Consider the following 5,320-nt stretch of genomic DNA (forward strand, 5'->3'; position numbering starts at 1 on the left):
ATACACGGACATGAACCTCGAAGCGCGCCTGCTGAAAACCGACCCGGAAAATGTGGTGGTTTCCACCGGCAAGTACACTGGCAATCTGAACGATGACAATCCATCGATCGGCTCGGGGACTGCAGTCTCCGAAATCACTACGCCTGACTTTTACCTCATGAACGCAAAGACCCACCGCTTGCGTCTCAAGGCGCGCGTCGGCAGCCGTATCGGTGGCTTTACGCTCGACCGCGACGGCGACATCCGCATCGGTACCGAGTTCCTGCCGGCGTCACGCGAAGTCGTGCTCTACGCCCGGGACAAGGGCAGCGACGACTGGCGGGAAGTGCGCCGCTGGCCTGCGCTCGACGACCGGTGGAACATTTCGCCGATCGGCTTCGACCCGGAAAATCTGGATCGCGCTTTCGTTCTTTCCAATCAGGGCGAGAACACAACCGGCGTATATCTCATGGATCTGAAGACCGGCGAGATGGTGAACGAGGTCTACAGGCGCGAAGATGTCGATATCAGTGGCGGCTGGTATTCCACAGATCCCAACAAGCCGGGCGAGGTTGCCGGTTTCGTCTACTATGAAGACGGCGAACGCAAGATCGCCTGGATCGACGCAGAGGAAAAAGCGCTGTTTGACGGCATTCAGTCGGCCCTGCCAGATGATGAGATCACGATCACCAGCCGTTCGATGGATGGTTCGAAAATGACCATCTACGCTGTAAGCAGCAAGAATCCCGGAACCTACTACCTCTTGGATAATGGCGCTCTGCAGCGCATTGGCTCACGCAACCCCCTCCTGAAACCAGAAGACCTCGGCGAAGTGAGCTTTATAAGATGGACCTCGCGCGACGGGGCCTCCATCCCGGGTTACCTGACAACGCCTCCGACAGGATCTGCGCCCTATCCGCTTATTGTGCTTCCTCATGGCGGGCCGGAAGTTCCCGAGCACGTCACCTATGATGAATGGGCACAGCTTCTGGCGAACAATGGCTACAAGGTTCTGCAGCCTGGATATCGCGGCACGCTCGGCTATGGCATGGAGCACGCCGAAGGCATCTATAAGGACTGGGGCGGCAAACCCCAGAACGACAAGGATGACGGTGCGCTGTACCTTGTTGAGCAAGGGCTCGTAGACCCTGACCGGATCGCGATGTTCGGCTGGTCCTATGGCGGCTATGCGGCCATGATGTCGGCCGTGCGTACGCCTCAGATCTATCAGTGCGCCATTGCCGGCGCCGGCGTCAGCGATCTCGACGCAGCCAACGCTGAATTCTCGACAAACCGCATCTCGCGGTCGGAGCTGAAGCGGACCCGCGAAGGCGGCATCAGCCCGGTTGATCACGTCGCCGATGTGAACATTCCAGTGCTGATCGTCCATGGCGAACACGACCAGCGTGTTCAGCTCAATCAGTCCGACTGGTTCGTTGATCAGTTGAAAAAGAACGGCAAGACGTATGAGTATCTGGTGCTCGAAGACGCAGACCACTTCTACAATACGATCAACTATGACAACGCCGCGATCTTCTACGAGAAGATGCTCGACTTCCTCGAGAATGACTGCGGGCCTGGCGGTCTGTAAGCGTCGGCGCAATTCGCAAAACTGAGAAAAGGCGGGCCTTCGGGTCCGCCTTTTTTTGTTTGAGCTATCGCCCCGTGCCTCGCCTTGCGCCGCGGTCGCCGAACCACCAGAGGGTGGCGGCTGTGGCGGCGAAGGTGGCGGTGTCGGTGATGGCAGCGCGGTCTGCTTCGGTTGCGCCGAGCCAGATGCCACCGGCGATCAGCCATAACAAAAGTGTCAGCGCCGGCCGGGTCAGACCGCGCACCGCATTGACCCAGAGATAGCTCTCCCCGATCGCTGCGTCGGCCTCGATCGATGCGGTCAGCCCGGCCCAGCTGCCGCTTGTGTCGGCAAGCGCGCGTTCGGCCTCGCTTTCCTCGATCCGCGCCTGATGCCGCAACTGGAGAAGCTCTGTCTCATGGCCCCATCGGGCGCGCTCATGGGCCTGGCGCTGGCGGGTCTCGAAATAGCCGGCCACGCGCCCGACCAGCGAGCCGATCACGCCAAAAAGCCCGCCGCCGGCGGCGCTTGCGGCCCAGCCTGTCATCTCTTCCATAGGGTTTCACTTCCCGGATAATACCAGCGCGCCGGCCGCGCCCGCCTGTCCAGGTGGAGGAAGGATTTTGCAAGGCCGAGCCCGGTGAAACCGGCCGCTTCGGCCTCCTCCAACAGCGCAAACCTGTCATGGCCGGCAAGCGCGATATCGGCAGCGATCTGCTTGTGACGCGACAGGGGCGCGCCGCCGAAGGCGGCATTCCATCCGGCGCAGCGATGCCCCGATGTCACCACAAGCGCTCGGCCGCCCAGCGCCGCGCGAACCGCCTCCAGCCCGTCCAGAAACCCCGCATCGTGCCAGTACTCGCCCGCGCAAAACCGGCCACGGCAGCGACAGGCAAGCTCGCCAATCGAGAAATTCGGCCAGCGCCAGACGAGCGAGAGAGCAGCGGCCGCCTCTGCCGGTGTCGAATAGAGCACATCGTCCTCCTCCTGGAAGAGGCGTACTCTGCAACGGTGCGCGGCCCGGTCTGAGCAATCAGGCCGGGCGAACTATTTTCATGTTTGAAGTCTGGCGTCTAACGCTTCATCCGGATGCGGAAACTCCGCAGACGATCAGGCAGGCGCGAAGGCACGGCCTTTCGACAGCGCGGCCACAGCCTCGTCATATTCCTTGGCCAGCCGGTCGACGAATTCGGCCGTCGACATGCGCTTGTCGACCGCGCCAATGCCCTGCCCGCAGCCCCAGATATCCTTCCAGGCCTTGGACTTCTGATTGCCGCCGGAGCCGAAATTCATCTTGCTCGGATCGCTCTCTGGCAAGGCGTTCGGATCGAGCCCGGCAGCCTCGATCGAGGGTCTGAGATAGTTGCCGTGCACGCCGGTGAAGAGGTTGGAATAGACGATGTCCTCTGCGCCATATTCCACGATGGCGTCCTTGTAGCCCTCCATCGCATTGGCTTCGTCGCAGGCGATAAAGGCCGAGCCGATATAGCCGAAATCGGCGCCCATCGCCTGGGCCGCAGCCACCGCGCCGCCATTCGCGATCGAGCCGGATAGCGCGAGCGGGCCGTCAAAGAATTTACGGATTTCCTGAACCAGCGCAAAAGGCGAAAGCGTGCCGGCATGGCCCCCTGCCCCGGCGCAGACGGCGATCAGCCCATCAGCGCCTTTCTCGAGCGCCTTGTTGGCAAAAAATGTGTTGATGATGTCGTGCATGACGATGCCGCCATAGGAATGGATGGCGTCGTTCACTTCGGTGCGCGCGCCGAGCGATGTGATCACCAGCGGCACCTTGTATTTGACGCAGAGCTCAAGGTCCTCTTCCAAGCGATTATTCGTCTTGTGGACGATCTGGTTGACCGCGAAGGGCGCGGCCGGCCGGTCCGGATTGGCCTTGCTGTAGGCGTCGAGCTCGGACGTGATCTGGTCGAGCCACTCATCGAGCTGGGAAATCGGGCGCGCATTGAGCGAGGGAAAAGAGCCGACCACGCCGGCTTTGCACTGGGCGATCACCAGGTCCGGATTGGAGATGATGAAAAGCGGCGAGCCGATCACCGGCAGGCGCAAATTCGAAAGCACGGATGGCACAGACATTGGCGATTTTCCTCAGAAACAATTCTTCACCTGACTAACTAGCTGCGCGCCTCATACCAGCAAGCCATGACGTTGGGAAACCCGCTCACGCAACACTGCCCTCTGGCACATGCTGCCCGATGGGAAACGGGGGAGGAGCGCGCAATTGAAGGACCGGACAGCCTGCCCCCCCGCCGTCAAAAACGATTTGACCCGATCGCCCGCAATCGCACGCCTTGAAGAGTAGAACCCATCCTCCAAGGGCCGGCATGCTCCAATTCATCCCCTGCTATGAAGGCGAGATGGACGACAGTCCGCTCGCCCCGTTGCACCCCCTCAGCGGCGATATGGACGATGCCGCCATTTTCCGGTTCGTCCAGGCGCTTTGCCTCCATGGTGACGCTGATGCGGCCTGCGCCACGCCGGGCGACGCCATTGCCAGCCTTGCTGCCCGCGATGGTCAGGTTCTCGCCGGAGGGCTGGTCGTGCGTGACGGCAACTTCCTGCTGGAACCGAGCTGCTGTTGCGGCCTGGAAGACTGGTGGCACTGGAAGGATATGCAACCGGGCGAACCGAGCCCGTGGCTCGGCCATGATCCGGCGCCCTGGATCGAAGCCCTGCCCGACCGCATCATCCTGCATCTCGAGGGCGGACAGGAACCGGATGTACCGCGCCAGCATGACGGGATGCTGAGCGTCTCCTACGAGGCCTATGAGGCTGCGCTGGCGCGCGCTGAAGCCGATCTTGCCGCCTTCCGCAAGCGGCTTGAACACTGGCTCTACACCCATGCGCCCTCCGCAACCGGCGCTGACGTCGCCGCCAGGATCGCAAACTGGTTCGCCCTGCCGAAGCAGGACTGACCAACATGCGCGGGGCTCATCCTGAGCGACGTCGAAGGACGGCCTAGCGCACTTACCGGGCGAGCGCTTTGGCTTGCTTCTTCTGCTTGCCGGAATGGCGGTTATAAGCGCTGAACAGGCTGATGTTTCGCGGCGGGGTGCGCCCCTCTGACATCGCCTCGATGGCAATATAATTCCACGCCATCTGGCCGAGCGCATTGATCATCTTCAACAGGCCGATCTTGCTGTTCGGCCCGAGAAAACCAGGCCCGAGCCGCATATGTTTGGCATGGTTTTCCAGCCGGGCCACCTCACCAGCCAGAAGCTTTTTCGGCCCGTGAGGGTCGGTGCAGAGCGGCGCACCAATCCCGACCATGTCGGCAAACTCGGACGACACCGTCTCCTCCATCGCCGCCAGCGTGCGAAAACCGCCTGTCGCCATGATCGGCATCTCTGCGCGCTCACGCACCATGGCCGCATAGTCGACGAAATAGGCCTCGCGCGCCTTGGAGCTCTCGCGCACCGGCTGGTTTTCAGGTGCCTGCAAGCCCTCAATGCCGAGCAGTTTGGGCTGCTCGTAATTGCCTCCGGAAATCTCCAGGAGGTCGATGGACTTGTCATTCAACCAGTCGACGACCTGCATACACTCCTCAAAGCTGAAGCCGCCCTGCTGGAAATCGGCCGAATTGAGCTTCACGCCAACGCCGAACTCAGGCCCGACAGCGTCGCGCACAGCCTTCACCGTCTCCATCAGGAACCGCGCCCGGTTTTCCAGCGAGCCGCCCCATTCATCATTGCGACGGTTGCTGCGCGGCGAGAGGAACTGGCTGATCAGATAACCATGCGCGCCATGCACCTGCAC

The 5,320-nt window shown here is 61.6% G+C and carries 5 protein-coding genes and 1 pseudogene; 2 read left to right on the top strand and 4 right to left on the bottom strand.

The window, feature by feature from the left end; translation table 11 throughout:
- The coding region (locus tag WA989_RS15085; RefSeq protein WP_424341305.1) for an alpha/beta hydrolase family protein at window positions 1-1,570 on the top strand (1,570 nt) is incomplete at its 5' end.
- A 64-nt stretch (window positions 1,571-1,634) separates the two neighbouring features.
- On the opposite strand, the gene WA989_RS15090 is transcribed toward WA989_RS15085, so the two are convergent.
- The 3 genes from WA989_RS15090 to WA989_RS15100 all read right to left on the bottom strand — a co-directional run bounded on the left by WA989_RS15090 (window position 1,635) and on the right by WA989_RS15100 (window position 3,640).
- Window positions 1,635-2,105: a hypothetical protein gene (locus WA989_RS15090; RefSeq protein WP_424341306.1), complete on the bottom strand. Its 471-nt coding sequence runs from the start codon at window positions 2,103-2,105 to the stop codon at window positions 1,635-1,637.
- Window positions 2,093-2,524 carry a D-Ala-D-Ala carboxypeptidase family metallohydrolase gene (locus tag WA989_RS15095; protein ID WP_424341307.1) on the bottom strand — a complete coding sequence of 144 codons (432 nt, stop codon included), beginning with the start codon at window positions 2,522-2,524 and terminating at the stop codon, window positions 2,093-2,095. Before WA989_RS15095 ends, WA989_RS15090 begins: the two co-directional genes overlap by 13 nt.
- A 135-nt stretch (window positions 2,525-2,659) precedes the next feature.
- Window positions 2,660-3,640 (bottom strand): NAD(P)H-dependent flavin oxidoreductase, encoded by a 981-nt coding sequence (locus tag WA989_RS15100; protein ID WP_424341308.1) that lies wholly within the window; start codon window positions 3,638-3,640, stop codon window positions 2,660-2,662.
- Window positions 3,641-3,888: 248 nt separating this feature from the next.
- On the opposite strand from WA989_RS15100, the gene WA989_RS15105 reads away from it, so the two are divergent.
- Window positions 3,889-4,479, top strand: a complete 591-nt coding sequence (locus tag WA989_RS15105; protein ID WP_424341309.1) for a hypothetical protein — start codon at window positions 3,889-3,891, stop codon at window positions 4,477-4,479.
- A gap of 52 nt (window positions 4,480-4,531) precedes the next feature.
- Here the strand turns inward: WA989_RS15105 and WA989_RS15110 are convergent.
- A pseudogene (locus tag WA989_RS15110) lies at window positions 4,532-5,320 on the bottom strand (NADH:flavin oxidoreductase); the annotation flags it as partial.

This window comes from Henriciella sp. (genome assembly GCF_049649345.1).
GTDB lineage: Bacteria > Pseudomonadota > Alphaproteobacteria > Caulobacterales > Hyphomonadaceae > Henriciella.

Excerpts from the sequence above, each read along its gene's own strand:
- WA989_RS15090 (WP_424341306.1), bottom strand. The coding sequence starts at position 2,105 with ATGGAAGAGATGACAGGCTGGGCCGCAAGCGCCGCCGGCGGCGGGCTT.
- WA989_RS15100 (WP_424341308.1), bottom strand. The coding sequence starts at position 3,640 with ATGTCTGTGCCATCCGTGCTTTCGAATTTGCGCCTGCCGGTGATCGGC.
- WA989_RS15105 (WP_424341309.1), top strand. The coding sequence starts at position 3,889 with ATGCTCCAATTCATCCCCTGCTATGAAGGCGAGATGGACGACAGTCCG.